The sequence below is a fragment of the Salmonella sp. SAL04162 genome (assembly GCF_046551535.1).
Lineage (GTDB): Bacteria > Pseudomonadota > Gammaproteobacteria > Enterobacterales > Enterobacteriaceae > Salmonella > Salmonella enterica.
Map to the genome: position 1 here is coordinate 1 of NZ_JBGDVX010000001.1, position 21,586 is coordinate 21,586.

A 21,586-nucleotide genomic window follows, 5' to 3' on the forward strand; every position below is an offset into this window, starting at 1 on the left:
GATAACCGCCGCGGCGGGGAGCTGCTGCGCCGGCTGGTGAGCCGCGACCACACGGATATCCGGGTGTTAAGCCTGTACGCGTTCAGCGCCTTTGAGCAGCAGCGCTTTGATGAGGCGGTGGCGGCCTGGGAGATGATGCTGAAGTTACTGCCGGCGGGTGACGCCCGGCGGGCGGTGATAGAGCGCAGTATCCGGCTGGCGCAGGAGAAATAATGCCCTGACGGCCCGGTGGCGTGGCGCCATCGGGCCTGACTTGTTACTGCATTCCGCGTGTTTGTAAAAATAGAATGGTCGCCGCGACGCGCGAGCGCACGTTTAGCTTGCGAAGCAGATTACGAATGTGCACCTTAACCGTCTGCTCAGAAATATTCAGTACTGACGCAATCTGTTTGTTAGAAAGCCCCTGCGCCAGCTCATGCAAGACATCTAACTCTCGTTCGGTCAGGATACTAAAGGGATCTTCCTGCGCGCCAAACCGTTCGCGCTCACGCAGATATTCATTGACCCGATAGCTAAAGACTTTACCGCCGTTAGCGCCTTTGCGAATGGCCTCCAGCAGCACTTCCGGATCGCTATCTTTGAGCAGATAACCGTCGGCGCCGGCGTCGATCAGCGCGTAGATGTCGCTGGCGGAATCCGAGACGGTAAGAATAATAATTTGCGCCGTCACACCATCCCGGCGTAGCGCGTTCAGGGTATCTAACCCGCTCAGACCTTTCATATTCAGATCCAGCAGGATCAGATCGGGCTCAATGCGATTCGCCAGATCGATCGCACTCGCCCCGTCACCCGCTTCGGCAACGACATAAAAAGCCGGGTCCAGTTCCAGTAATTGACGAATACCTCGCCGCATAAGTGGATGGTCGTCCACAATAAGCACCTGAAAAGGTGTTACTTCAGGCATGCTATATCTCCTGAGTTTTATTAGAATGATTATTGTTTTCAGCGCGGAAATCGTCCAGATTTGCCACATTGTCAAGCGCGTAAATTTTACCCTAATTAGTGCATGGGTAAGTAGTAAAACCTGTGACAGGCGAGTAATTAGCTGAACGATAGAAAGGATAAAACAACCCGTTGTGAGAGAAAACAGAATACTCCCTGAGGTTGAATACTGGTCTGGACGCTTTTTTCGGACAATGTGACATAACAGAAGTATGGCATATGTAGCTGCGCCCTTGCACCCGTAAGCCCAGACTATCTTTACTGGCAGGAAATTCCTTATTAAAAGTCATAGTGTCTAAAGTTTGTCATTATTAACAAATTATTTTAATTGAATTTATTTATTGTTTTATTAATGTCAATGAAATACATCTGAGCAGAACGAATAAACCGCGACATCTGTTAAATTAAATATCAAGTCAATAGTAGAGATATTTTTATGCGATAAAGAGATTCTGACGATATTCTTATCATAAATGAAAATGTGGTCAGGAATGAGAGTCGTTCACTTATAACTTATCCTGGATGTGCCTGAACAACACTCGCGGCGTTTTGAGCACCCATTGGGGCGACTCAAGGGGAAAGCGTAGTGAGTATGTTTTGATTTCTGCACACAGCCCATGTCCAGCCTGTTTGCATCAAAAATGCTGGTTGGAGTAATTATGAAAATAATATTAATACTGGATGCTATATCAGCCGTTTCTGTGAGCGTAAGTGTGGCGTAGAAAATTTTAAATATATTAGTCGGTTAAAAATAGCTATTGACATTGAAATGGTGATGGAGTGTATATGAAGAGAATATTTATATATATATTATTACTTTGTGCATTCGCATGTTCTGCTAATGATAATGTTTTTTTTGGTAAGGGAAACAAACATCAGATCTCTTTTGCTGGGGGAGAAAGTATAAGGAGAGGAGGGGTTGAGCACTTATATACGGCTTTTCTGACATACAGTGAACCCAGCGATTTTTTCTTTTTACAGGCAAGAAATAATCTGGAGTTAGGAGGATTTAAGGCTAAGGGGAACGATGATTGCAGTAAACATTCTGGCAGCGTTCCCTGCAATAAATATAACCAGGGCGTATTGGGTATCTCGAAGGATGTGGCGCTGGTTCATTTCGCTGGTATCTATACCGGTATTGGTCTGGGGGCTTATATAAAATCTAAGTCGCGAGATGATATGCGTGTCAATTCTGCATTTACCTTTGGGGAAAAAGCGTTTCTTGGTTGGAACTTTGGGGCTTTTTCTACAGAAGCTTATATTCGGCATTTCTCGAATGGATCACTCACGGATAAAAATTCAGGGCATAATTTTGTAGGTGCTTCAATTAGTTATAATTTCTAAAGTTGAATAACAATTAGCGAGTTGCTGGCTGAAGGAGTAATTAATCACGGTACGTTGTCTACAAAAACGTGTTGTGACTAGCCGATCGTTATCGGCCCTATGGCGACAGGGAGGCTAATTGTTAGTGACAAAGAAGTGGTAAGCCATTTACCTTACCAGAACGTTTTATTATTGCTGCGACAGATTGCTTACTCATTTACCTGCCACTGCGAACATTTCTTCCAGCATAGGGTGTAGATGCGCTTTTTCTGTTTTAGTACAAACATGGTTTACGTTATTTGCCTGCATTGACTTTACTGTGACCACTGCACAGGAAAGATGTCCGATCAGTTCATGCAAAATCAGGTCATGCAAAATAACGTCTCTGGCATCAGCTAACTTTTTAATTGCAGGCATAAAAAAACCAGCCCTGAGAGGCTGGTTTTTAAGGGGAATTTTGGTCGGCACGAGAGGATTTGAACCTCCGACCCCCGACACCCCATGACGGTGCGCTACCAGGCTGCGCTACGTGCCGACTTGTGGGTGCTAATACTACCTCTTTCCAACGCGAATGCAAGGGGAAACGGTGCTAACTGATTTATAATTAATCAGTTAGCGATAAAACGTTTCTCTTCTGTTAGCACTTGCAGCAGCAGACTGAGCTGCGGCTTCTGATCTTTGATCTTCTCGCCGTGTAAGTCATAGGTCTGATAATGACCGTTATTATTGAGCACCAGGGTCATTTGCGGCGTCGTGATTGCCAGCGTACTGCCATCTGCCGCCGTTACCCAGTTATGGCGACGTGGAACGGTAAAGATGTCCTGGCCCTGTGAATATTCGTTCGCTGGCGTGCTGACATGTAACAGGCGTTGCATCAACGTGGTCATTACATCGGTATGATCGGTAAGCGCATTAATACGCTGCGCAGGCGTCCCCGGCCAGTGGATCACCAGCGGTACTTGCAGATGACCTTGCGACCAGTCGAAGCGATTTTCTTCCGGCGTCAACGGTATGCCGCGTCCTGCGGTAATGATCACGACGGTATTGTCGAATTTACCGGCCTCTCGCAGCGCGTTCAGAACCCGATTGATTTGCGCATCCACGTCGCTGGCGGCGCTGGCGTAACGCTTAACAAAATTCTTCTGATTACTGTCATCAATGTTAGTACCGTTAAACGATACCCATGAGAACCAGCGGTTATCTTCCTGTGCGTAGCGCCCAAGCCAGTCTATCCACTGGCTGGCCGTTTGCGCATCAGACTGCGTCTGCGCTGCCGGCATCGAGAAATCGGACAGTAATGCCTGACGGTAAAGCGGGCTGGCGAAACCATCCGAAGAAAACAGTCCCAGTTGGTAGCCTTGCTGATTCAACGCGGTAATGAGCGCCGCAGGGGTTCTGGTGGATAACACGCCATCCATATAGCCTGGCGATATGCCATAGAACAGGCCGAAAATACCGTTATCAGTGGTATTCCCTGAACTCATATGACGGGTGAAGTCGATATTTTGTTCGGCAAATGTAGCCAGCTCCGGCATCTGCTTCTCAAAGCGAGAATAGTTCAGGCCGTCTACGGTAATGAGCAGCACATTCTGACCGGTGCCCATATCGCGATAGTGCAAATTGCTGAGCGGGTACTGTACGGAGACCGCTTCCGGATTGCCTTGCTCTACCAGACGGCGCTGATATTCCTGCGCATCCAGCAGACCGTGTTTTTCAAGAAAACGTCGCGCCGTCATCGGATAAGAGAGCGGCAGGTTTGCCCGCTGCATGGTAATCGGCCGGTAAAAATTAGCGTCTGCCCAGATGTAGATAAGATGCGATGCAATAAAGGAGACGAAAAAGAATGCCGCAAGCGGCCTTGCGAAATGGCGGCGGCGCGTGAGACTGCGCAGCTTTTGCCAACTCCATGTCGCAAATAGCATCTCAATCAATAAGATAACCGGCACGCTAATAAACATAAGCTGCCAGTCGCGCGCCGTTTCGTTCTGGTCAGGGTTGATGACCAGCTCCCAGACAATGGGGTTAAGATGCAGGTGAAAACGGGTAAAGACTTCGCTGTCGATAAGCAACAACGTCATACCCGCGGTCGCCAGAATGGCTGATAAAAACCGCATCAGCCGCTGGGACATCACGATAAACGTGAGCGGAAAAAGAATAAGCAAATAGGTGGCGAACACCAGAAAGCTAAAGTGCCCGACAATGCTCAGGTAGGAGTATATGCGACCCGCAAGCGTTGTCGGCCAGTCGGCGACAAACAGGTAACGGCTGCCGAGCAACGTAGCCAACAGTATATTGAACAGAGCGAACCAGTGCCCCCAGCTAACCATCTGGGAGACTTTTTCACGGTAGCGCTGACGATGAGTTACCATACCTGTCGCTTGTTTCTCCGGAGTCGGCTTTTTAGTGCGCGTTGTCTTCGCTAATCGAAGACTGCAAGGCGCGGGCAAAAGAGTTCGCAATCGCCTGGCGTTGAGCCGGCGCAACGCTGGTGTTGATAAGGTTGGTGACCATATTTCCCAGCACCATCAGGGAAAGATCGGTCGGCGCCTTATGTTTTTCCAGTACACTGAGCAGTTCGCTCAGCAGTTGTTCAACATGTTCATCACTATAGCGGGAGAGTTGTGGCATAAATCAAAATCTGTTTGTTCATGAAAGGGCAACATATTACCGTAGCAACAGTTTTTTTTCTGCATTTTTATCCCCTAAATCATTCGCGTTACGGATAACGCCTGAAATGGCAGGGCGATTGCTTGCGTCTTCCGGCAGGCGGTGGTTGAATACCGCCCGGTCTTAAAGGAGAGTTTATCATGAGTCTGGATATCAACCAGATTGCCCTGCACCAGCTTATCAAGCGCGATGAGCAAAATCTTGAGCTGGTCTTGCGCGATTCATTGCTGGAGCCGACAACCACCGTTGTCGAGATGGTGGCTGAACTGCATCGGGTCTATAGCGCCAAGAATAAGGCGTATGGCCTGTTTAATGAAGAGAGTGAACTGGCGCAAGCGCTGCGGTTGCAACGTCAGGGGGAAGAAGATTTTCTTGCCTTTAGCCGGGCGGCGACCGGACGCCTGCGTGACGAACTGGCGAAATATCCCTTTGCGGACGGCGGCATTGTATTGTTCTGCCATTATCGCTACCTGGCGGTGGAGTATCTGCTGGTTACGGTACTGAACAACCTGAGTAGTATGCGGGTCAATGAAAATCTGGACATTAACCCGACGCATTATCTTGATATCAACCATGCGGATATCGTGGCACGTATCGATCTTACCGAGTGGGAAACTAATCCGCAATCGACCCGCTATCTGACGTTCCTGAAAGGTCGGGTAGGGCGCAAGGTCGCTGACTTCTTTATGGATTTCCTCGGCGCCAGCGAAGGGTTGAACGCCAAAGCGCAGAATCGCGGCCTGTTGCAGGCAGTGGATGATTTCACCGCAGAAGCGCAGTTGGATAAAGCAGAACGTCAGAACGTGCGCCAGCAGGTGTACAGCTACTGCAACGAGCAGTTACAAGCCGGGGAAGAGATTGAGCTGGAATCGCTGTCTAAAGAGCTTTCCGGCGTCAGTGAAGTCAGCTTCAGCGAATTTACCGCCGAAAAAGGCTATGAGCTGGAAGAGAGCTTCCCGGCAGATCGCAGTACGCTGCGCCAGCTAACCAAATATGCCGGCAGCGGCGGCGGGTTAACGATTAACTTTGATGCGATGCTACTGGGCGAGCGGATTTTCTGGGACCCGGCGACCGATACCCTGACTATCAAAGGGACGCCGCCGAATTTGCGCGATCAGTTGCAGCGACGCACGTCGGGCGGGAAATAAAGTCGCTTGCCGGATGGGGGAGGAAACGCCTTATCCGGCAAGTGTGATTCATCTTTACCGCGAACTAAATTCCATAAAAAAACCCCGCCGGGGCGGGGTTTTTCTTCAACTTCCAGGCGATTACGCGCGAACGAAGTCGATGTGAGTCAGCTTCGGTTTGTAAGCGTGACGCTGTACAGCCTGAGCTTTAACTTTGACTTCTTTACCGTCAACAACGAGGGTCAGAACTTCGCTGTAGAATTCAGCTTTAGCTTGCATGTTCATCACCTGGTCGTGGTCCAGTTCGATAGCAATCGGGGCTTCAGAACCGCCGTAGATGATTGCCGGGAACTTGTTAGCGGCGCGCAGGCGGCGGCTCGCACCCTTACCCTGCTCTTTACGTACTTCTGCGTTGATAGTAAACATTCAAATCTCTCTTTAATAATTCCTGCTACAGGCGACCCAGCAACAGGTAAGTGATCTGCTTTGCGTATGCAAAGGCGGGCGGGATTCTATACTCAAATCGCCGTTACATCAATGAAAAGTACAATTAACCACGTAATTCGTGCGCCCGGCGGAAGCGGCCTTCATAGTCGAACACTTTTTCACGCATCTGCCAGTACTGGCCTTTCATCCGCGCGACCACAAAGTCGGGATGCCGCAACAGCGCCTGCTGCGCGACAATATCCGCCGCCGTGATCCAGCGTAAAGGAACGCCGGGCGTGCGGGTATGCGGGCGAATAAATAGCTGTTCGAAAGCGGTACGCTGGGCGGGCGTGTGCAAGCGGAAGCGCTCACTGACATCCGCGCCGTCCTCGTCATAGTAAGTGATTTTCAGCCATTCGCCTTTCTCATCCTGCCCATGCTGCATCGTCATTCCGCTACAGCGCAGGACTAACGCATCCTTGAGCCTGAGCGCCGCTTTTAACATATCGTCCGGGTCGACCAGAATGGCGTCACATTCCCGGCAGCGTCGGGCGGCAATATCGTTTTCGGCATTACACTGCGGGCAGTTTTTGAAGCGAAAGCGAAAATCGCACTGCTCGCGATGGCCGTCGTCATCGTCAAACCAGCCCTGGCAGCGACGGCCAAAGTGTTCAATCAGCGTGCCGTCGGCATTGGTTTTCCCCCAGAAGGTGTTGGCAAAGCCGCAGGCCGGGCAAAATACCTGGACAGGGACGTTATCGCTTTTTCCCTTCGGGCTACCGACCTCCGGGGCATACAGGTCGTGCGGGTTGCCTGCGTAATCAAGAATCAGGCAATCGGTCTTTCCCGGCGCAAGGCGCAGACCACGCCCGACAATTTGTTGGTAAAGACTAACTGACTCGGTGGGACGTAGAATCGCGATGAGATCAACGTGTGGGGCGTCAAAGCCGGTGGTCAGCACCGAGACGTTAACCAGATAGCGAAAACGCTGCGCCTTGAAATTATCAATCAGCGCGTCGCGCTCGGGCCCTGGCGTATCGCCGGTAATCAGCGCCGCGTCGTCCGCCGGAAGCAGACCGACAATCTCTTTCGCATGTTCGACCGTGGCGGCGAAAATCATCACGCCTTTGCGCGTTTGCGCAAATTCCATAATCTGGCTGATGATGTGCGGCGTAATCCGCTGCTGCTTTTTCAGCTCGCGGTTCAGGTCGGCTTCGCTGAACAGCCCATTGCTTTGGGCCTGCAGGCGGCTGAAATCGTATTGGACCACTGGCATATCAAGCCGCTCAGGCGGCGTCAGATAGCCGTGTTTAATCATATAGCGCAGCGGCAGTTCATAAATACAGTCGCGAAACAGCGCGTTGTCGTTGCCGCGCACCATACCGTGGTAATGAAATTGATAAATCCAGCCTTTTCCGAGGCGGAAGGGCGTGGCGGTGAGCCCAAGCAGACGTAAGTGAGGATTAACTTTACTCAGGTGAGTGAGGATTTGCTGATACTGACTGTCTTCATCGTCACCGATGCGGTGGCATTCATCGACAATCAACAGCGAAAACTCCTCCTGGAAGGCGTCAAGATTACGCGCCACCGACTGTACGCTGCCGAACACGACTTTGCCCTGACTCTCTTTACGTTTGAGTCCGGCGGCGAAAATATCCGCTTCCAGCCCCAGCGCGCAATATTTGGCGTGGTTCTGCGCGACCAGCTCTTTCACATGCGCCAGCACCAGTACCCGTCCGCGGGCGACGCGCGCCAGTTCGGCGATCACCAGGCTTTTACCCGCGCCGGTCGGCAGAACAATCACGGCGGGCGTACGGTGGCGGCGAAAGTGGCTGAGCGTGGCGTCTACGGCTTCTTGCTGGTAGGGGCGGAGTGTAAAAATCATGGTCTCACTACGTTAAACGGTTCCGGGAATAGTATGCCATGAATCATTTCCCTTGAGGGATATAGTTAGCCCGCTATACTGAGCGGATAGCAATTCCCTTTTTTCGGGTAGAATGCCCGATTTCCGTATTATTACAGGCTAAATCACACACATGCGACTTGATAAATTTATCGCTCAGCAGCTTGGCGTCAGCCGCGCTATTGCCGGGCGTGAAATTCGTGGTAACCGCGTTACCGTCGATGGCGACATCATTAAAAATGCGGCCTTCAAACTGCTCCCGGAACATGCGGTTGCGTATGACGGCAATCCCTTAGCGCAGCAACACGGGCCACGCTATTTTATGCTTAACAAGCCGCAGGGATACGTTTGTTCAACCGATGATCCCGATCATCCAACGGTGCTGTATTTCCTGGATGAGCCGGTGGCGTATAAGCTGCATGCCGCAGGACGTCTGGATATCGATACTACCGGTCTGGTGTTAATGACAGATGACGGTCAGTGGTCGCACCGTATTACGTCGCCGCGCCATCACTGTGAAAAAACCTATCTGGTGACCCTGGAGTCGCCGGTGGCCGACGATACGGCAGCGCAATTTGCGAAAGGCGTGCAGTTGCATAATGAAAAAGATCTCACTAAACCCGCTACGCTGGAGGTGATAACGCCTGTGCAGGTCCGTCTGACCATCAGCGAAGGCCGTTATCATCAGGTGAAGCGGATGTTTGCCGCAGTAGGCAATCGCGTTGTGGAACTGCACCGCGAACGGATTGGCGCCATTACGCTGGATGAGAATCTGGCTCCCGGCGAGTACCGCCCGTTGACTGAAGAAGAAATCGCCAGCGTCGGCTAACTATCTCGTTAAACTCAGGAGTTCGATGTGACCACCCGGCAGCACTCTTCCTTTGCCATTGTCTTTATCCTTGGCCTGTTGGCCATGTTAATGCCGCTGTCGATTGATATGTATCTTCCAGCGCTGCCGGTGATTTCTGCGCAATTCGGCGTGCCTGCCGGTAGCGCGCAGATGACGCTCAGCACCTATATTCTGGGGTTTGCGCTGGGGCAGCTTATCTATGGACCGATGGCGGATAGCCTCGGGCGTAAGCCGGTCATCCTGGGCGGGACGCTGGTATTTGCCGCGGCGGCGGTCGCCTGTGCGTTGGCGCAGACTATCGATCAACTGATCGTGATGCGTTTTTTCCACGGTTTGGCGGCCGCGGCGGCAAGCGTCGTCATCAATGCGCTGATGCGGGATATTTATCCAAAGGAAGAGTTTTCGCGCATGATGTCATTTGTCATGCTGGTCACTACGATAGCGCCGTTAATGGCGCCCATTGTCGGCGGCTGGGTGTTGGTATGGTTAAGCTGGCACTATATCTTCTGGATACTGGCCATTGCGGCGATTCTGGCGTCAGTCATGATCTTTGCTTTGATTAAAGAGACGCTGCCCGTTGAACGGCGTCAGCCTTTTCATATTCGTACCACAATAGGTAACTTTGCCGCGTTGTTTCGCCACAAACGCGTACTGAGCTATATGCTGGCGAGCGGGTTTAGTTTTGCCGGTATGTTCTCTTTTTTGAGCGCGGGGCCGTTTGTTTATATCGAAATTAATCATGTTCCGCCGCAGGATTTCGGCTACTACTTCGCGTTGAACATCGTATTTCTGTTTGTGATGACGATTATCAACAGCCGTTTTGTCAGACGGGTAGGGGCGCTAAACATGTTTCGGGCCGGGCTATGGATTCAGTTTGCGATGGCGGTGTGGATGGTTTTCAGCGCGCTGATGGGCATTGGATTCTGGGCGCTGGTGGTCGGCGTTGCGGCGTTTGTCGGCTGTGTGTCGATGGTTTCGTCCAATGCGATGGCGGTCATTTTGGATGAGTTTCCGCATATGGCCGGAACGGCGTCTTCGTTGGCGGGCACTTTCCGCTTTGGTATTGGCGCTATCGTCGGCGCGTTGCTGTCGCTGGCTACCTTTACCAGTGCGTGGCCGATGATCTGGTCGATTGCGCTTTGCGCCGCCTGTTCCATTCTGTTTTATCTCTACGCCAGCCGTCCCAAAAAACGGTGACGGGCGCGCTGTCCCTCAATGGCGCCGAAGAATGCGCAGGCGGCGTTGGGGGACGCTATCCGCTAGACGATGGCAAAGCCAAACGGCTTTCATAGTTGATGTATATCAATTACCAATTCATCATTTTCCTCCTTTATGTTTATTTTATGTAAAATCCATTTATGTAAAAAGTCACATCATTGTAGTTAAAAAGGTTGAGTTAGATCGCAGAAACGGGTACATATAGCCCGCCGCTATCTCCGCGTCGGTAAAACTATTTTAACTCCCGCTTGCTGTAGAGCCACTGACGGAGAGTAGGGCGTTAGCAATCTGTTTAAGGACGGGTTGTCAATGATGTGTTAATATAAATGTAAGTAAATTGTGAAGTAATTGTGCTTCCGGGGAAAGAAAGTGAATACATTACAGCTCTCAATTGTTCACCGTCTGCCGCAAAACTATCGCTGGTCGGCGGGTTTTGCGGGGTCAAAGGTTGAACCGATTCCGCAAAACGGGCAGAGCACCGAGAATAGTCTGGTGGCGCTTAAACTGTTGAGTCCGGCAGGCGATAGCGCGTGGTCAGTGATGCATAAGCTCAGCCAGGCGCTAAGCGATATTGAAGTTCCTTGCTCCGTGCTGGAGTGCGAAGGGGAACCGTGCCTGTTCGTTAATCGTCAGGATGAGTTTGCCGCCACCTGTCGGCTGAAAAATTTCGGCGTAGCGATAGCGGAACCTTTTTCTAACAATAATCCTTTTTAGGCGTCAGCTTAACGCGAGTAGCTGACGTGTATAGGCCTGTTGCGGTGCGGTAAACACGCGCTCGCATTGCCCCTGTTCAACCACCTCCCCCTGTCGCAGCACGATAACCTGATGGCACAGCGCGCGTACTACATGCAGATCGTGGCTAATGAAGATATAGGCCAGACGGTGCTTTTGCTGGAGCGATTTCAGGAGGGCAAGAATCTGCGCCTGAACGGTTTTATCCAGCGATGAGGTCGGTTCATCCAGAATAATAAGCGAAGGTTTTAAAATCAGTGCCCTGGCGACGGCGATACGTTGACGCTGGCCGCCGGAAAACTCAGCGGGGTAACGATGCCGCGTTTCCGGGTCCAGGCCGACTTCCATCATGACCGCTTTCACCTGCTGTTCGCGCTGCGCGCCTGAAAGCGTAGGCTGGTGGACGCGCAGGCCTTCTTCGATAATTTGCAACACGTTTAAACGCGGGTTTAGCGATGAGTTCGGGTCCTGGAATACGACCTGGATACGGTGGCGAACAGGTAAAAGCTGGCGGCGGTTTAACGTATCCAGCGATTGACCGTCAAACACGATGCGGCCTTCGGAGCGGATAAGCCGTAACAGCGCCAGACCGGTGGTGCTTTTTCCCGATCCTGACTCGCCGACCAGACCCAGCGTTTCGCCTGGATGCAGGGTGAAACTGATATTGTTAACCACCACATTATGATCCACGACGCGCTTCAGAATGCCTTTGCGGATCGGGAAGGCGACGCGCAGCCTGTCCACTTCCAGCAACGGCGTCTGCCCGGCGGGGAGCGGAACCGGATCGCCTGTGGGTTCGCTGTTGAGTAGTTTTTGCGTGTACGGATGGGTCGGCGCGGAGAGCAGCGTGTCGGCGCGTTGGTTCTCTACGCACTTGCCGTGTTGCATTACCGCCACTGAATCCGCCAGTTTTTTTACAATGCTGAGGTTATGGGTGATAAACAGCAATCCCATATTGAGCTCGCGCTGGAGTTCCCGCAGTAGAGATAAAATCTGCGCCTGTACGGAGACGTCGAGGGCGGTGGTCGGCTCATCGGCGATCAGTAATTCCGGCCGTGTTAACAGCGCCATGGCTATCATGACGCGCTGGCGTTCGCCGCCGGAAAGCTGATGCGGATAATCGCGCAGACGCTGGCTCGCCTGGCGGATACCGACCCGATCCAGACAACCGATCATCTCCGCCCTTGCCGCCTCCCGACGCATTCCCCGATGGAGCGACAGCACTTCATAGAGCTGTTTTTCCAGCGTATGCAGCGGGTTAAGTGAAACCATCGGTTCCTGAAAAATCATGGCGATTTTATTGCCGCGCACGCCGCGTAGCGTCTGCTCGCTGGCATGAAGCAATGATTCGCCGTGAAAGCGAATATCGCCGGAGAGGTAGACGGCGGGAGGGGTAGGCAAAAGACGCAGAATGGAAAGCGCCGTCACGCTTTTTCCTGACCCGGACTCGCCGACCAGCGCCAGCGTTTCCCCGGCGTTCACCTGTAACGAAATGGCGTTAACGACAGGACGTACGTGCTGTTGCTGACGGAAACCTACCGATAAATTTTCAATCGCAAGCAATGGAGATGTCATCTTATACCGCCTTAGCAGGATCAAAGGCGTCGCGTACCGCTTCGCCGATAAAAATCAGCAGCGATAGCAGAATGGCGACAGACAGAAAGGCGGCGATCCCCAGCCAGGGAGCCTGTAAGTTGTTTTTCCCCTGTAAAAGAAGTTCGCCGAGAGAAGGGGAGCCAAGCGGCAGACCAAATCCCAGAAAATCCAGCGACGTCAGGGTGGTGATGGAGCTACATAAAATGAACGGTAAAAATGTCAGGGTAGCGACCATCGCATTAGGCAACATATGGCGCAGGATAATGTCACGATCGCTGACGCCAAGCGCCTGCGCGGCGCGGATATAGTCAAAATTGCGGGTCCGTAAAAACTCGGCGCGCACCACGCCCACCAGACTCATCCAGCCAAACAGTACGGTTATGGCCAGCAGCCACCAGAAGTTAGGCTGCACTACGCTGGAAAGTAAAATAATCAGGAACAGGGTCGGCATCCCCGACCAGACTTCGATGAGACGTTGCCCCCATAAATCGACTTTGCCGCCATAATAGCCCTGTAGCGCGCCCGCCAGTACGCCCATGACGCTGGAGCAAATCGTTAACATCAGGCCGAATAAAATAGAAATGCGGGTGCCGTACAGGATGCGGGCGAAAACGTCGCCGCCATTCGCATCGGTGCCCAGCCAGTTTTTCGCCGAAGGCGGGGAGGGGAAAGGCTGCGTGGTGGCAAAATTAATGGTATTGGCACCAAAGCGTACGGGGGCCCACAACACCCAGCCCCGATTCTCAAGCTGCCGTTGTAGCCAGGGGTCCTGATAATCTGCCGTTGTCGCCAGCGGGCCGCCGAAATCGCGCTCGCTGTAATTTTTTACCAGCGGAAAATACCACTGGCCTTCATAGCGCACCAGCAATGGCTTATCGTTAGCAATCAGTTCCGCGCATAAGCTCAGGCTGAACACGATCAGAAAAATCCATAGTGACCAGTAGCCCCGGCGATTATGGCGGAAACGCGCCCAGCGGGCCTGATTGACCGGGCTTAATCGCGGCATTATCGTCCCTCAAAATCAATGCGTGGATCGACCAGCGTATAGCTGATATCGCTCAGGATATTCAGTAATAAGCCAATCAGGGTAAAGATATAAAGCGTGCCGAACATCACCGGATAGTCGCGCGAAACGGTTGCTTCATAACCCAGCAGCCCCAGGCCGTTGAGCGAGAACATGACTTCAATTAGCAGCGAGCCGGTGAAAAACATACTGATAAAAGTGGCGGGAAACCCGGCGATCACCAGCAGCATGGCGTTACGAAAAACATGTTTCCAGAGAATGTTTTTTTCACTCACGCCTTTAGCGCGAGCGGTAACGACATACTGTTTACGCACCTCGTCGAGAAACGAATTTTTCGTCAGCATCGTCAGGGCGGCAAAACCGCCGATGACGGTCGCCAGCACCGGCAGCGTAATATGCCACAAATAATCGGTGATTTTCTGGTACCACGGTAATGTGTCAAAGTTGGCGGAGACCAGGCCACGTAGCGGAAAAATATCGTAGTAGCTGCCGCCGGCAAAAAAGACGATTAATAAAATAGCAAACAGAAAGGCGGGGATCGCATAACCGATAATGATAAACGCGCTGCTCCACACATCAAAGCGACTGCCGTTATGGACGGCTTTGCGAATCCCCAGCGGGATAGACACCAGATAAATAATCAGCGTGCTCCATAATCCCAGGGTAATGGAGACGGGAAGGCTATCTTTGATCAGCGTTAGTACGGATGCGCTGCGAAACAGACTGTCGCCGAAGTCAAAAGAGAGATAGTCCCGTAGCATCTTGAAATAACGCTCATGCAGCGGTTTGTCGAAGCCGTAGCGATGGGTGATCTCCGCGATCACCTCCGGATCGAGTCCCCGGCCGCCGCGATAATGGCTGTCGCTGATATTGCCGACGCCGGTTTGCGCATGACTGGCGCGAACGCCTTCGCCGCTGGCGCCGGGCAACGCGCCGCCCTGGCCAAATTCAATCGCGGCAATCGCTTGATCGACAGGGCCGCCGGGAGCGATCTGCACGATAAAAAAGTTAATGGTAATAATGGCCCATAGCGTGGGGATCACCAGTAACAGACGGCGGATAAGATAGGCGCCCATTGATTCTTACTACCTCCTGGCTGCCGGTAGTTTGGCGGCTTTGTTGACATCATACCACCAGGTATCTAACCCGATGGTATATACCGGGCGAATCGCCGGATGGGAGAATTTATCCCACCAGGCGAGCCTGTCTTGCGCCATATACCACATCGGCAGCATGTAATAGTTCCAGGTCAGCACGCGATCCAGCGCCCGTCCCAGCGGCACCAGTTTCGCTTTATCACCCTGCGCTGCGATAATTTGCGCGATCAGTTTATCCACCACCGGGCTTTGTACGCCGGGAGCGTTATAACTGGAGTTAATGTATTCCGACGCCCATGAGATTTGTAGATCGGAGCTGGGCCAGGGCATCGCCCGCCATAGCCTCGGCATCATGTCATAGTCGCGGCTACGCATCCGGTTGGTGAGTTGAGAATTATCAACCTGACGGATAGTCATCGTAATGCCCAGACGCTGAAGATTATGCTGGAAGGGCAGAACCCACTGACTATTACTGCTGGCAGGAAGGAGAAGTTCAAACATCAGAGGCTTACCGGTGACGCTATTGACCCGTTGCTGTCCGTTGATCACCCATCCGGCCTGCGTCAACAAGGCGTCAGCTTTAAGAAGATTTTCGCGATCGTAGCCGTCGCCGTTAGAGACCGGCGGCTGATAGATCTGAGTGAAGACTTCAGGAGGAAGATCTTTTTTCATCGGCGCGAGTAATACCAGCTCATCGGCGTCAGGATAATTTCTGGCGGCGTACTCGGTATTCTGGAAGTAACTGTTGGTTCGGCTCCAGGCATTATAGAACAGCGCTTTATTCATCCACTCAAAATCGAAGGCCAGGGTGACAGCTTCACGTACCCGCCGGTCTTTAAATACCGGGCGCTGAATATTAAAAGCCAGCCAGCGTGTGTCCTGCGCCGACTCGTTTTTCTGCTCTTCTTTAATGATGTAATGATTATCGAAATTTTTACCGATGTAGCGCGTTGCCCAGTTTTTAGCGTCGTTTTCCAGCCGTAGATCAAATGCGCCCGCTTTAAACGCCTCGAAAGCGACATTGTCATCAAGGTAGTAATCGTAGCGGATAGTGTCGAGGTTAAAACGTCCACGATTGACCGGCAGATTAGCCGCCCAGTAGTTTTTGACGCGTGAATAGACAATGTACTGGCCCATTTTCCACTGAGTAATCCGGTATGGCCCGCTGGCTAAGGGTGGCGTTGAAAGCGGATCGCTGAGTTTGTGATTTTTCCAGAATTTTTCGGGCATGATCGGTAGTGAAAACAGACTAAGCATGTCTTCTTTGCCAGGCTTCGCCAGCTCAATTCGCACGGTTAAAGGCGCAATCGCCTTCACGGTAGTACCTTTATAGACCAGACGGAACTGCGGTACGCCTTCGGTCATAAACTTATGAAAGGTAAAGGCCACATCGCGGGCGGTAATGGGCGTGCCATCGTGAAAACGAGCGCGGGGATTAATCGAGATTTCCACCCAGGAATAGTCGGCGGCATAGCGGGCATGGTCGGCAATCAGCGGATAATAGCTTCCGGGTTCATCATCTGAGGTGGTAAAAAGCGTATCGTAAAGGGCTTCGGTACGTACGCCGGGATTGCCGCGCAGCGAATAGCGATTGAAATTATCGAACGTACCAATGGCGGAAAGTGTCATCTGACCGCCTTTCGGCGCAGCAGGATTCACATAATCAAAGTGATCAAAGTTAAAAGCATACTTAGGTTCGCCGAGTACGGCGAAAGCGTAGCTTTCTTTGATTTCCTGGGCCTGGGCGCCAGCGCTAACCAGTGCGACAAGCAGAAGCATTACGCGCGCAATCATCTGAAGGCGGTTTCCTTATCGTATTGCCCGCTGCAAACCGGCAGGCGTTTCGCTGAATAATAAGTGACGTTGCGTCTGATGTGAATCCGTTAAAACCGTAAGGGGACTACCATTCAGGCACGGAAGGCGCCGACATCCACAGCACGAAATCTTTTAGGGGTAAAGGACGGCTAATCCAGTACCCTTGCAAGTAATTAACACCGTGATCGCGTAGCCAACGGGCCTGCTCCGGCGTTTCAACACCCTCGGCCACCGTCAGCATATTCAGGCGTCTGGAGAGCGTCAGCACGGTATCCAGAACCGGAGACGTGACGGTTTCCGTGCCGATCGCCTGGATAAAGCCGCGATCGATTTTCAGATAATCTAAAGTAAATCGCTCCAGATAAATCAGGGCGCTATGGCCTGTACCGAAATCATCTATAGCGATTTCAAACCCGGCGGAATGCAGCCATTCGAACAGTTTGGCCGCTTCATACTGCTGGAGCATATCGCGTTCAGTGATTTCCAGCACGATATGAAAATGGTGCGCGGGCAGGGCGTCCCTGAGCCGGTGCATATCCTCTTTAAAACTGTCGCTGTACAGATGTTCCGGCGCGATATTAATGCCAAATTTGGCACCGACGGGCATCACCTTCTGTAGCGTGGGCGCGTCGCGGGCGATCAGCTCGAACAGATGCTGCGTTAACGGTACGATAAGTTGTTGCGCTTCGGCATAGTGGATAAAGGCATCCGGCGGAATCTCGCCTGCCGTAGGGTGACGCCAGCGCAGTAAGACTTCAAGCCCGGTGACGCTCAGCGTACGAGTATCGACGACGGGCTGATAAACCACATAAAACTGCTCGTGTTTGATCGCCGTTAAAATCTCTTTGCCCGGTCGCGTCCGGAGGGCATAGATAAAGTAACAGATAAACCCTGCTACGATGCCGCTAATGCAGCCCAGCATCAACGCATACCACAAGTCATTGTAGGTCCAGCTATCGGCATAAAGCTGTATTTTAAGCGGCAGGCCGTTGATAGTTGCCTGTCGTGATGGCGTGCCCGGCAGCTCCGCGACGGTCAGCAGACGCGAAGAAAAAGTCGACAGCGCGGTATTGCCGACAATCAGCGCGATGCCGTTAAAATCGTCCTGGCGCGTGGTATAGAGTAAGTAGGGCGTCAGGTTAATATTCAGCGATGTGAATACGCCGCTGTCATTTAATAATGGGTTCCGATACCAAATCACCATTGTCGGTTTGTTGGGCATCATTGGCGTGCCGGGCAGAATCGCCATAGCAACGTCTTTGCGGATATCTATATCCGGCACCAGTTGCTGAAGCGGCATATTCATGGCGCCAGTGGCGGAAGAGCAGAACACTTTTTTATCTTTAATCAATAAGAAGGCGCGGACATTAAGGCTAAAAGCGGCTCTTGAGGTGAGTTCTGCGCCAACCTGCTGACAGGTGTTGATCGTCAACGGCTGAAGAATATCGGTGGTGGCTTTCAGGTCGGCGAAATAGCTGGCCAGGTAATGTTGTACATCAGAAAGGAGCGTATTGTATTTAACATCCCGTTTATGCCACGACAGGAAAAATTGCAGGCTACCAATAAGTAATGCTGCTGCCATCCCCGTAATGATACAGGTAAGCAGGATTTTCCGACCGGAAGAGGAGTCGCGTGTAAGCATAATTCCTGGTGTGACCTGAAAAGGCGGATGCCGGTTAATCTGGTTGATTTATAAGACTATAGCCTGGATTACCCCGGATAGTCATGCTTTTCTGTGATGCGCAGGAAAGCGTATTGTCGCAGTAGGCGTTGGGGGAAACGACCTGAATGCCTGATGGCACTATGTTTATCAGGCCTACGTTCGTGTGTGGTAGGCTGGATAAGAGGCCACACGTCGCTATTCGGCAAAACGGGTTCAGAAGGGATAATAAGCAAAAGCACTGCCGAAGCAGTGCTTTTTATGTCGTCTCATCAGGTAAGCCAAGGGAGGTGCTGCCTGATGAAGATTAACTGCGGCTCAGAACTCGACGTGCTTCATTGTAGCGTTTTTTCCAGTACGGTTCGTTCATACTGGAGATAATGACGCCGCTACTGGTAGACGCATGGACAAACTGGTTATTGCCGATATAAATACCGACATGACGACCAGTGGAACCGGCGCGGAACAGAACCAGATCGCCCGTACGCAGGTTATTGCGTGAAACTGCTTTGCCCATTTCCTGCTGTTCATAGGTTGAACGCGGAAGCTCTAAACCAAACTGTTCACGGAAGGTGCGCTGTACAAAGCTGGAACAGTCGACGCCTTTCTTAGTGCTGCCGCCCAGGCGGTAACGCACGCCTTTCCAGTCAGCATACTGATCCATAATCCGCGACTTAACGTCGAGGTTACGCACCATATTTTCAAATTCATCCTGAGAGGCTTGCAGTGAAGAGCTATCGCTATTGCCCACAGCATGCGTCTCAGAATGCATATTCTTTGCGGTATTGGTGGTTGTGCTACAAGCAGAAAGCAGAACCGCAACTGCAATCGCAGGAATCCCGCGCAAAATATATCTCAAAATCGGTTGAGATTTGACCATGTTGTTTGTTTTCCCTTGAAGTCCTTAACGATAAATATCGTTATAAAAATGCCAAACGTGATGAGACTAATTACCTGCACAGCTTGAGACAATTCTTTGTGCACAAATCTGTGGCGGAACGCACAAATTTATTCGCAATGAGAATAATTATCTGGCGAGGCAAAACGAGTTTGAGATTACCCGATTGTTGCTGTCATTGCGAGCGATTTCGCGTGATTTTTTATAAGAATTTATGATACGAAAAGTGAACTATCAGCACGGGTCAAATTAAGCGCAGATCGTTTAAAAATCGTGCAACCTGTTCATTTTGCAGAGGAATAATATGACCGAAAAATGATGGGCTGGGGGAATATCATCATAAATTACCTTCAACGATGTAAAACTATCGCTGAAGGTAATGTTAATTACATGGGTTATTTGTTTAAAATTTGTTTATTTCCGCCCGGGAGATAATTCTCAAAAAGCGCTATCGCCCGGTCGCTGAGCGGGGTCATCAGCCACCAGGGGAGGCCAATCAAAATAACCGTGAGCGACCCGACCACAATATCGGTGAACCAGTGAGCGCCAATCATAACGCGCGGAAACGCGAAAACCACAAATATAATAAGGGCGATAATCCCCGCCGTTTTGCCGAAATAACGCAGCATAAAGGCGGAAAATATCAGCAGCATCATACCGTGATCGCCTGGGAAACTGTCTTTTGACGCGTCTTTTGTCGGGATGTGCAGCAACTCGCTGACGCGATAAATATGCTCAAAAGAGAGCGTTGGGCTGGCGCGCTTGACGGGGATCAGCGCCTGACCGAGTTGGTTAAGCACCACCGCTGTTAGCAGCATGACCAATCCGATTATCACAATGCGCCGCCGACCCGACGCGTCTTCTTTTAGCCAGAAACTGAGCATCAGTCCGCCCATCGCCAGCAGCGAACACCCATCAAACGCCCGATTATTGGTAATAGCGACCCACCAGAGGAACGCGTGGCTTTCCACCAGTTTCTGGTTAAAGAAGTGGAATATGCCGGAATCAATGGTGAACCAGAAACCGTGATTGACGGGGAGATACCATGACAAAAACAGCGCCAGACCGGCGGCATTAAGCAGAATTATCAAGGAATAGCGGGTTTTCATCGTCATTTCGCCATAGTTTTTAAACGGTGGCAACCTTACGCGTGCGTCGCTAAACGAAGCTTCAACAAGGCCGTCTGTAACGTATTCCAGTCGGTTTCTGTGCTTGAGATAAGTTCAACCCGGCTATCCGGCGGCGCGACACTCTGTGTTTCGATGTGCAGGTCATCGCCCTGGCGATTGATGCGTACCAGCCCCTCTTGTATGCGCATAACGCCTTTCACCCGACCCACCGGCGCCAGACGAGCCCATTCGAGGAGGCCAATGGTGTCAAACACGGTATCGGCATCGAAAATCCAGCCGCAGGCCTGATGACCTTGTCCGCTATTGAGGCTGCGTCGCCAGCGCTGCTGTGCGGGCAGATTTAGCGCGGCGAGTCCTTTTTTACTGGCATGAGTGTGAGAATGCGCGGTGCTGGCTGGCAGTTCCGCCAGATTTTGTCGCGGTAAATCCAGAAGCTTACCGTCTATCTGTCCATGTTCGGCATGAATCAGTTGGCGATCGCCGCCGTACTGTCGCCACCACTGTTGCAGGGCGGCATCGCTCTGCGCCGTGGCGCGATCGGTTTTATTGGCGATGATAATATCGGCTGAGGCGAGCTGATCGCGGAAATTTTCATTGGCGACGCTCTGTTGGTCCAGTAGCAGGCGAGGGTCAAGGATGCAGAGCGTAGCGCGTAAATCAATCCACGGCTCATAAACCGGCGCAGTTAATAAATCCAGAATCTGTTTTGGGTGCCCCAGTCCGGTTGGTTCAATCAGCAACCGGTCAGGTTTGCCCTGGCGTAGCAGCGTGTTGAGCCCCACCTGCATAGGCAATCCGTTGACGCAGCACATGCAGCCGCCGGGGATCTCTTTTAGCAGTGCGCCGCTGTCGGCAAGCAGCGCGCCGTCAATACCCACTTCGCCAAATTCATTGACCAGGACGGCCCACTTTTCAGCCGGATCTTTATGGGCTAATAAATGAAGGATAGAGGTGGTTTTTCCGCTACCGAGAAATCCAGTAATAAGATTGGTTTTGGTCACGTCAGCTCCAGAATATTGATACAACATAACAACTTTAATAATCCTGGCGAATAAACGTGAAAAAGAGAAGCGCTGAGTTGACGAAGTCGTGCTTCTGCCATCTTAAGAGCAGAAAATGTTAAATTTTTAACGTTTCTCTTTCCTGGCGCAGAACAGTCAATAAAGAAAAGGGTCAGG

General features: G+C 51.7%; 20 protein-coding genes, 1 tRNA gene and 1 pseudogene. 6 read left to right on the top strand and 16 right to left on the bottom strand.

Features of this window, described 5'->3' with window-relative positions; translation table 11 throughout:
* A partial coding sequence (locus ACLJRH_RS00005) for a tetratricopeptide repeat protein (protein ID WP_369529283.1) occupies positions 1 to 213 on the top strand: 213 nt, incomplete at its 5' end.
* A gap of 43 nt (positions 214 to 256) precedes the next feature.
* On the opposite strand, the gene narP is transcribed toward ACLJRH_RS00005, so the two are convergent.
* Positions 257 to 904, bottom strand: coding sequence for a nitrate/nitrite response regulator protein NarP (gene narP, locus ACLJRH_RS00010; RefSeq protein WP_023136910.1), 648 nt, complete (start codon positions 902 to 904; stop codon positions 257 to 259).
* 818 nt (positions 905 to 1,722) lie between these two features.
* Between narP and pagL the strand changes: the two genes are divergently transcribed.
* On the top strand, positions 1,723 to 2,286 hold the full coding sequence (gene pagL, locus ACLJRH_RS00015; protein ID WP_000281869.1) for a lipid A 3-O-deacylase PagL: 564 nt from the start codon (positions 1,723 to 1,725) through the stop codon (positions 2,284 to 2,286).
* 192 nt (positions 2,287 to 2,478) lie between these two features.
* On the opposite strand, the gene ACLJRH_RS00020 is transcribed toward pagL, so the two are convergent.
* The 5 genes and pseudogenes from ACLJRH_RS00020 to ACLJRH_RS00040 all read right to left on the bottom strand — a co-directional run bounded on the left by ACLJRH_RS00020 (position 2,479) and on the right by ACLJRH_RS00040 (position 4,893).
* Complete coding sequence (locus tag ACLJRH_RS00020) at positions 2,479 to 2,682, bottom strand: DinI-like family protein (protein WP_023223163.1); 204 nt, start codon at positions 2,680 to 2,682, stop codon at positions 2,479 to 2,481.
* A pseudogene (locus tag ACLJRH_RS00025) lies at positions 2,676 to 2,768 on the bottom strand (hypothetical protein); the annotation flags it as partial. The pseudogene ACLJRH_RS00025 and the gene ACLJRH_RS00020, both read right to left, overlap by 7 nt.
* Positions 2,724 to 2,800 (bottom strand) — tRNA-Pro (locus ACLJRH_RS00030). The gene ACLJRH_RS00030 and the pseudogene ACLJRH_RS00025, both read right to left, overlap by 45 nt.
* 73 nt (positions 2,801 to 2,873) lie before the next feature.
* Positions 2,874 to 4,634, bottom strand: a complete 1,761-nt coding sequence (yejM, locus tag ACLJRH_RS00035; protein WP_001606361.1) for an LPS biosynthesis-modulating metalloenzyme YejM — start codon at positions 4,632 to 4,634, stop codon at positions 2,874 to 2,876.
* A 31-nt stretch (positions 4,635 to 4,665) separates the two neighbouring features.
* Positions 4,666 to 4,893, bottom strand: a complete 228-nt coding sequence (locus ACLJRH_RS00040; RefSeq protein ID WP_001135904.1) for a YejL family protein — start codon at positions 4,891 to 4,893, stop codon at positions 4,666 to 4,668.
* Between the two features lie 179 nt (positions 4,894 to 5,072).
* On the opposite strand from ACLJRH_RS00040, the gene yejK reads away from it, so the two are divergent.
* Positions 5,073 to 6,080 (top strand): nucleoid-associated protein YejK, encoded by a 1,008-nt coding sequence (gene yejK / locus ACLJRH_RS00045; protein ID WP_000050806.1) that lies wholly within the window; start codon positions 5,073 to 5,075, stop codon positions 6,078 to 6,080.
* Positions 6,081 to 6,200: 120 nt separating this feature from the next.
* On the opposite strand, the gene rplY is transcribed toward yejK, so the two are convergent.
* Positions 6,201 to 6,485 carry a 50S ribosomal protein L25 gene (rplY, locus tag ACLJRH_RS00050; RefSeq protein WP_000494192.1) on the bottom strand — a complete coding sequence of 95 codons (285 nt, stop codon included), beginning with the start codon at positions 6,483 to 6,485 and terminating at the stop codon, positions 6,201 to 6,203.
* A 124-nt stretch (positions 6,486 to 6,609) separates the two neighbouring features.
* Positions 6,610 to 8,370 (bottom strand): DEAD/DEAH box helicase, encoded by a 1,761-nt coding sequence (locus ACLJRH_RS00055; protein ID WP_023136909.1) that lies wholly within the window; start codon positions 8,368 to 8,370, stop codon positions 6,610 to 6,612.
* Positions 8,371 to 8,521: 151 nt separating this feature from the next.
* Here ACLJRH_RS00055 and rsuA point away from each other — a divergent pair, with 151 nt between their 5' ends.
* The 3 genes from rsuA to ACLJRH_RS00070 all read left to right on the top strand — a co-directional run bounded on the left by rsuA (position 8,522) and on the right by ACLJRH_RS00070 (position 11,170).
* Positions 8,522 to 9,217, top strand: coding sequence for a 16S rRNA pseudouridine(516) synthase RsuA (gene rsuA, locus ACLJRH_RS00060; protein ID WP_001234836.1), 696 nt, complete (start codon positions 8,522 to 8,524; stop codon positions 9,215 to 9,217).
* A 27-nt stretch (positions 9,218 to 9,244) separates the two neighbouring features.
* Positions 9,245 to 10,435: a Bcr/CflA family multidrug efflux MFS transporter gene (locus ACLJRH_RS00065; RefSeq protein WP_000213349.1), complete on the top strand. Its 1,191-nt coding sequence runs from the start codon at positions 9,245 to 9,247 to the stop codon at positions 10,433 to 10,435.
* A gap of 390 nt (positions 10,436 to 10,825) precedes the next feature.
* Complete coding sequence (locus ACLJRH_RS00070; protein WP_001094639.1) at positions 10,826 to 11,170, top strand: YejG family protein; 345 nt, start codon at positions 10,826 to 10,828, stop codon at positions 11,168 to 11,170.
* Positions 11,171 to 11,173: 3 nt separating this feature from the next.
* Here ACLJRH_RS00070 and yejF read toward each other — a convergent pair whose 3' ends face one another.
* From yejF to ACLJRH_RS00110, 8 genes are all read right to left on the bottom strand, one after another.
* Positions 11,174 to 12,763 (bottom strand): microcin C ABC transporter ATP-binding protein YejF, encoded by a 1,590-nt coding sequence (gene yejF / locus ACLJRH_RS00075; RefSeq protein ID WP_000203619.1) that lies wholly within the window; start codon positions 12,761 to 12,763, stop codon positions 11,174 to 11,176.
* Position 12,764: 1 nt separating this feature from the next.
* The gene (locus ACLJRH_RS00080) at positions 12,765 to 13,790 is read right to left on the bottom strand and encodes an ABC transporter permease (protein ID WP_001137748.1); all 1,026 of its coding nucleotides are present in this window, start codon (positions 13,788 to 13,790) and stop codon (positions 12,765 to 12,767) included.
* A complete protein-coding gene (locus tag ACLJRH_RS00085) occupies positions 13,790 to 14,884 on the bottom strand; it encodes a microcin C ABC transporter permease YejB (RefSeq protein WP_000501623.1) in 1,095 nt (364 codons plus the stop codon). Before ACLJRH_RS00085 ends, ACLJRH_RS00080 begins: the two co-directional genes overlap by 1 nt.
* 9 nt (positions 14,885 to 14,893) lie before the next feature.
* Positions 14,894 to 16,699, bottom strand: a complete 1,806-nt coding sequence (locus tag ACLJRH_RS00090; protein ID WP_023136826.1) for an extracellular solute-binding protein — start codon at positions 16,697 to 16,699, stop codon at positions 14,894 to 14,896.
* A gap of 106 nt (positions 16,700 to 16,805) precedes the next feature.
* Positions 16,806 to 18,362 carry a cyclic di-GMP phosphodiesterase gene (locus tag ACLJRH_RS00095; RefSeq protein ID WP_023136827.1) on the bottom strand — a complete coding sequence of 519 codons (1,557 nt, stop codon included), beginning with the start codon at positions 18,360 to 18,362 and terminating at the stop codon, positions 16,806 to 16,808.
* A gap of 325 nt (positions 18,363 to 18,687) precedes the next feature.
* The gene (gene mepS / locus ACLJRH_RS00100; protein ID WP_000241015.1) at positions 18,688 to 19,260 is read right to left on the bottom strand and encodes a bifunctional murein DD-endopeptidase/murein LD-carboxypeptidase; all 573 of its coding nucleotides are present in this window, start codon (positions 19,258 to 19,260) and stop codon (positions 18,688 to 18,690) included.
* 413 nt (positions 19,261 to 19,673) lie between these two features.
* Entirely contained in the window at positions 19,674 to 20,393 is a 720-nt protein-coding gene (locus ACLJRH_RS00105) for a phosphatase PAP2 family protein (RefSeq protein ID WP_000178091.1), read from the bottom strand.
* Between the two features lie 29 nt (positions 20,394 to 20,422).
* On the bottom strand, positions 20,423 to 21,409 hold the full coding sequence (locus ACLJRH_RS00110) for a CobW family GTP-binding protein (protein WP_023136829.1): 987 nt from the start codon (positions 21,407 to 21,409) through the stop codon (positions 20,423 to 20,425).
* Between the last annotated feature and the right edge of the window lie 177 nt (positions 21,410 to 21,586).

Excerpts from the sequence above, each read along its gene's own strand:
- yejM (WP_001606361.1), bottom strand. The coding sequence starts at position 4,634 with ATGGTAACTCATCGTCAGCGCTACCGTGAAAAAGTCTCCCAGATGGTT.
- yejK (WP_000050806.1), top strand. The coding sequence starts at position 5,073 with ATGAGTCTGGATATCAACCAGATTGCCCTGCACCAGCTTATCAAGCGC.
- ACLJRH_RS00080 (WP_001137748.1), bottom strand. The coding sequence starts at position 13,790 with ATGCCGCGATTAAGCCCGGTCAATCAGGCCCGCTGGGCGCGTTTCCGC.
- mepS (WP_000241015.1), bottom strand. The coding sequence starts at position 19,260 with ATGGTCAAATCTCAACCGATTTTGAGATATATTTTGCGCGGGATTCCT.
- rsuA (WP_001234836.1), top strand. The coding sequence starts at position 8,522 with ATGCGACTTGATAAATTTATCGCTCAGCAGCTTGGCGTCAGCCGCGCT.
- rplY (WP_000494192.1), bottom strand. The coding sequence starts at position 6,485 with ATGTTTACTATCAACGCAGAAGTACGTAAAGAGCAGGGTAAGGGTGCG.
- yejF (WP_000203619.1), bottom strand. The coding sequence starts at position 12,763 with ATGACATCTCCATTGCTTGCGATTGAAAATTTATCGGTAGGTTTCCGT.
- ACLJRH_RS00020 (WP_023223163.1), bottom strand. The coding sequence starts at position 2,682 with ATGCCTGCAATTAAAAAGTTAGCTGATGCCAGAGACGTTATTTTGCAT.
- ACLJRH_RS00090 (WP_023136826.1), bottom strand. The coding sequence starts at position 16,699 with ATGATTGCGCGCGTAATGCTTCTGCTTGTCGCACTGGTTAGCGCTGGC.
- ACLJRH_RS00040 (WP_001135904.1), bottom strand. The coding sequence starts at position 4,893 with ATGCCACAACTCTCCCGCTATAGTGATGAACATGTTGAACAACTGCTG.
- ACLJRH_RS00105 (WP_000178091.1), bottom strand. The coding sequence starts at position 20,393 with ATGACGATGAAAACCCGCTATTCCTTGATAATTCTGCTTAATGCCGCC.
- ACLJRH_RS00095 (WP_023136827.1), bottom strand. The coding sequence starts at position 18,362 with ATGCTTACACGCGACTCCTCTTCCGGTCGGAAAATCCTGCTTACCTGT.
- narP (WP_023136910.1), bottom strand. The coding sequence starts at position 904 with ATGCCTGAAGTAACACCTTTTCAGGTGCTTATTGTGGACGACCATCCA.
- ACLJRH_RS00055 (WP_023136909.1), bottom strand. The coding sequence starts at position 8,370 with ATGATTTTTACACTCCGCCCCTACCAGCAAGAAGCCGTAGACGCCACG.
- ACLJRH_RS00085 (WP_000501623.1), bottom strand. The coding sequence starts at position 14,884 with ATGGGCGCCTATCTTATCCGCCGTCTGTTACTGGTGATCCCCACGCTA.